The sequence below is a fragment of the Nocardiopsis sp. TNDT3 genome, from assembly GCF_003427465.1.
GTDB lineage: Bacteria > Actinomycetota > Actinomycetes > Streptosporangiales > Streptosporangiaceae > Nocardiopsis > Nocardiopsis dassonvillei.
The window spans coordinates 1-3,740 of the sequence record NZ_QPFC01000100.1 but is presented as its reverse complement, the minus strand read 5'-3'; the positions used below and the strand labels follow the sequence as shown (position 1 = coordinate 3,740).

At 71.7% G+C, this 3,740-nt stretch carries 4 protein-coding genes; 1 reads left to right on the top strand and 3 read right to left on the bottom strand.

Translation table 11 applies throughout. The annotated features are described in order from the left end of the window. Nucleotides 1–100: 100 nt before the first annotated feature. On the top strand, nucleotides 101–478 hold the full coding sequence (locus DQW06_RS02860) for an ankyrin repeat domain-containing protein (RefSeq protein WP_041553165.1): 378 nt from the start codon (nucleotides 101–103) through the stop codon (nucleotides 476–478). Nucleotides 479–669: 191 nt separating this feature from the next. Here DQW06_RS02860 and DQW06_RS02855 read toward each other — a convergent pair whose 3' ends face one another. From DQW06_RS02855 to DQW06_RS02845, 3 genes are all read right to left on the bottom strand, one after another. Continuing rightward, on the bottom strand, nucleotides 670–2,169 hold the full coding sequence (locus tag DQW06_RS02855; protein WP_013153728.1) for a catalase: 1,500 nt from the start codon (nucleotides 2,167–2,169) through the stop codon (nucleotides 670–672). A gap of 59 nt (nucleotides 2,170–2,228) precedes the next feature. After that, nucleotides 2,229–2,648, bottom strand: a complete 420-nt coding sequence (locus DQW06_RS02850) for a Fur family transcriptional regulator (RefSeq protein ID WP_013153727.1) — start codon at nucleotides 2,646–2,648, stop codon at nucleotides 2,229–2,231. Nucleotides 2,649–2,929: 281 nt separating this feature from the next. Continuing rightward, a partial coding sequence (locus DQW06_RS02845) for an AMP-binding protein (RefSeq protein ID WP_157983329.1) occupies nucleotides 2,930–3,740 on the bottom strand: 811 nt, incomplete at its 5' end.

Sequence of the window (3,740 nt, the reverse complement as noted above, 5' to 3'; positions counted from 1 at the left end):
CCCCCGGGCGTCCCCGGCCCGCTCCGCCCCGGCGCCCTCCGGGTTCCGCCGGGGCCGCGTGCGCGCGTTCGGCCAGGTGGAGGTGTCTAGCATGGAACCCATGAACGAACTCTCCGCAGAGCAGACGGGCCGGGTCATCGCCCTGGCCATGGACCTGGCCCGGGAGGGGCGCACGGAGGAGCTGCTGGAGTTCCTCGACCACGGCCTTCCCGTGGACGCCCGCGACGAGCAGGGCAACACCCTGGTGATGCTCGCCGCCTACCACGGCCAGGAGGCCGCGGTCCGCGCCCTCGTGGACCGCGGCGCCGACGTGGACCTGCGCAACGACCGGGACCAGACTCCCGTGGCCGGCGCGCTGTTCAAGGGGGAGGAGGGCATCGTGGCGCTGCTCGTCGCCGCGGGCGCCGACCTCGACGCGGGCACGCCGAGCGCCCGCGCCGCGGCCGAGATGTTCGGCCGCTCCCACCTGCTGCCCTGATCCGCTGATCCCGACCCGGGGGCCGCGCCGCCGCGGCCCCCGGGCCCGACGGTGCCCGGCGCCCTCCGGGGCCCGGCCCCGGAACGGGCCGAGCCGACGCGGTCGGGGCCGCGTCGGCTCGGTGGATCGGACCCGGATCCGGGGTCCTCACGCCCCTGCCCCGATCAGGGCATCAGGGCTTCGGGCGTTGCTCAGACGGCGTCCGAGTTGGGGTCGGTCGCGGAGACCTTGCCCGCCTGGAGGGCCTCGATCGCCTTGCGCACGCCCTCACCGTAGGCCGGGTCGGCCTTGGTGCAGTTGCCGATGTGGCGCTCGATGGTGGCCTGGGAGGCGCCGTCGATGGCGCGCGCGGTGTTCTCGAACAGGCGCTGCTGCTCGTCCGCGTTCATCAGGCGGAACAGGTTGCCCGGCTGCTCGAAGTAGTTGTCGTCGTCCTCGCGGTAGTCGAACCGGTCCGCGGTCGAGCCGATGGCCTGCGACGGCTCGGCGTAGGAGGGCTGCTCCTGCCAGCGGCCGTAGGAGTTGGGCTCGATGCCGGGCACGCCGCCCTGGTTGCCGTCCACGCGCATCGTGCCGTCGCGGTGGTAGGTGTTGACCAGCTTGGCGCCGCGCGGGTAGTTCACCGGGATCTGGTGGTGGTTGACGCCCAGGCGGTAGCGGGCGGCGTCACCGTAGGAGAACAGGCGGCCCTGGAGCATGCGGTCGGGCGAGAAGCTGATGCCCGGGACCAGGTTGGCCGGGGTGAAGGCGGCCTGCTCCACGTCCGCGAAGTAGTTCTCCGGGTTGCGGTTGAGCTCGAACTCGCCGACCTCGATGAGCGGGTAGTCCTTCTTGGACCAGACCTTGGTCAGGTCGAAGGGGTGGAAGCGGTAGTCCGCCGCCTCGGCCTCGGGCATGATCTGGACGTAGAAGGTCCACTTGGGGTTGTCGCCCCGCTCGATGGCCTCGAACAGGTCGCGCTGCGCGGACTCGCGGTCCCCGGCCACGACCTGGGCGGCCTCCTGGTCCGTGAGGTTCTTGATGCCCTGCTGGGTCCGGAAGTGGAACTTGGCCCAGAAGCGCTCGCCCGCCTCGTTGATGAACGAGAAGGTGTGCGAGCCGAAGCCGTGCATGTGGCGGTAGCCGTCGGGGATGCCGCGGTCCGACATCACGATGGTGACCTGGTGCAGGGCCTCGGGGAGGTTGGTCCAGAAGTCCCAGTTGTTCTCGGCCGAGCGCATGTTGGTGCGCGGGTCGCGCTTGACGGCGCGGTTGAGGTCGGGGAACTTCAGCGGGTCACGGAAGAAGAAGACCGGGGTGTTGTTGCCGACGACGTCCCAGTTGCCCTCCTCGGTGTAGAAGCGCAGGGCGAAACCGCGGATGTCGCGCTCGGCGTCGGCGGCGCCGCGCTCACCGGCGACGGTGGAGAAGCGTGCGAACATCTCGGTCTGCTTGCCGACCTCGGAGAAGATCGCGGCCTTGCTGTACCGGGTGATGTCCTGGGTGACCGTGAAGGTACCGAAGGCTCCGGAGCCCTTGGCGTGCATCCGACGCTCGGGGATGACCTCGCGGTCGAAGTGCGCGAGCTTCTCCAGGAACCACAGGTCCTGGAGCAGCATCGGGCCGCGCGGTCCGGCGGTGAGGCTGTTCTGGTTGTTGGCTACCGGGGCGCCGTTGGCCGTGGTCAGCGGCTTCGTGTTGTCCTGAGACATGAATTCCTCGGTCCTAAGGTGGGATCTTTCGGTGCCGCGGTCAGGGCACCGGGCGTGTGTCAGGCCTTCTGGCAGTCGGGGCAGATGCCCCAGTAGGTGACCTCGACCTCGTCTATGGCGAAACCGTGGTCCTGCGAACCCGTCATGCAGGGCGCGGCTCCGGTGGCGCAGTCCACGTCCGCGATCGTGCCGCAGCTGCGGCAGACCACGTGGTGGTGGTTGTCGCCCACCCTGCGCTCGTAGCGCGCGGGCGACCCCTCCGGTTCGATCCGCCTGACGAGTCCGACGTCCGTCAGAGCCTTGAGCACGTCGTACACCGCTTGTGTGGACACCGCACCGAGCTGGCCGCGGACCGCCTGGAGTACGGTGCTGGCGTCGGCGTGCGGATGAGCCCCGACCGCCTCCAGGACCGCTACCCGGGGTCGGGTCACGCGTAGCGAAGCCCCCCGGAGGAGGGCCTCGGTCTCCGTCTGGTGCATGCGCCCATTGAACCACTTTTCTGGAATGATTCCAACAAAGGTGCGCCTAACCCGGCTCCGCCCCCCCGCACTGCGGGCCCTGACGGTACCCAGGAGAGCCGTCTCACCGCGCGCCAGCGGGGAGCGGAATGTCCCTTTTGTGATCTACGACGTAAAAGTGCTGCTTGGGCAAGTGCTCCAGCGGGGGAGAACCCCCCCATCCGGACGGCGGGCCCGCGGCCATCCGCGCGCACGCGTTCGCCGACCCCGCTCCGGCGGGCGGGCCGCCGCCCCGCCGACACTCAGGCGGACGCGTTGCCCAGCAGCTTCTTCTGGATCTTGCCCATCGCGTTGCGCGGCAGCGTGTCCACCACACGCACCTCGCGCGGGCGCTTGTGCACCGACAGGCGCTCGGCCACGAAGTCGATGACCGCCTCGGGGGAGATGCCCTCGCCCACCAGGTAGGCCACGATCCGCTGGCCGAGGTCGTCGTCGGCCTCGCCCACCACGGCGGCCTCCATCACCCCGGGATGGCCGAGCAGCACCGCCTCGACCTCGCCCGCGCCGACCCGGTAGCCGCCGGTCTTGATCATGTCCACCGACATCCGGCCCACGATCCGGTGCCAGCCGTCCCCGTCGCGGACCGCCGCGTCGCCGGTGCGGAACCAGCCGTCCCCGGTCCACGCCGCGGCCGTGGCCTCCGGCAGCCCGAGGTAGCCCCCGAACAGGGTGGCGCCGCGGACCTGGAGCTCACCGACGCTCTCGCCGTCGGAGGCGACGGGCTCCCCGTGCTCGCCGCGCAGCCGCGTCTCCAGACCCGGCAGCGCCGTCCCGACCCAGCCGGTGCGCCGGGGCGCGCCGGCGCGCGCCGCCACGGTGATCAGCGTCTCGGTCATCCCGTACCGCTCCACGGGGCTGTGGCCGCACGCCCCCCGCAGGCCGTCGGCCACCGTGTCGGGCAGCGGGGCGCTGCCCGAGACCAGCAGCCGCGCCCCGGACAGGGCGCGTGCGCTGTCGGGGTCGCGGGCGATCCGCGACCACACCGTCGGCACACCGAAGAACAGGGTTCCGCGCCGAGTCCCCTGCGCCGCCGCCGCGTAGGCGGCGCAGGGG

Excerpts from the sequence above, each read along its gene's own strand:
- DQW06_RS02860 (WP_041553165.1), top strand. The coding sequence starts at position 101 with ATGAACGAACTCTCCGCAGAGCAGACGGGCCGGGTCATCGCCCTGGCC.
- DQW06_RS02855 (WP_013153728.1), bottom strand. The coding sequence starts at position 2,169 with ATGTCTCAGGACAACACGAAGCCGCTGACCACGGCCAACGGCGCCCCG.
- DQW06_RS02850 (WP_013153727.1), bottom strand. The coding sequence starts at position 2,648 with ATGCACCAGACGGAGACCGAGGCCCTCCTCCGGGGGGCTTCGCTACGC.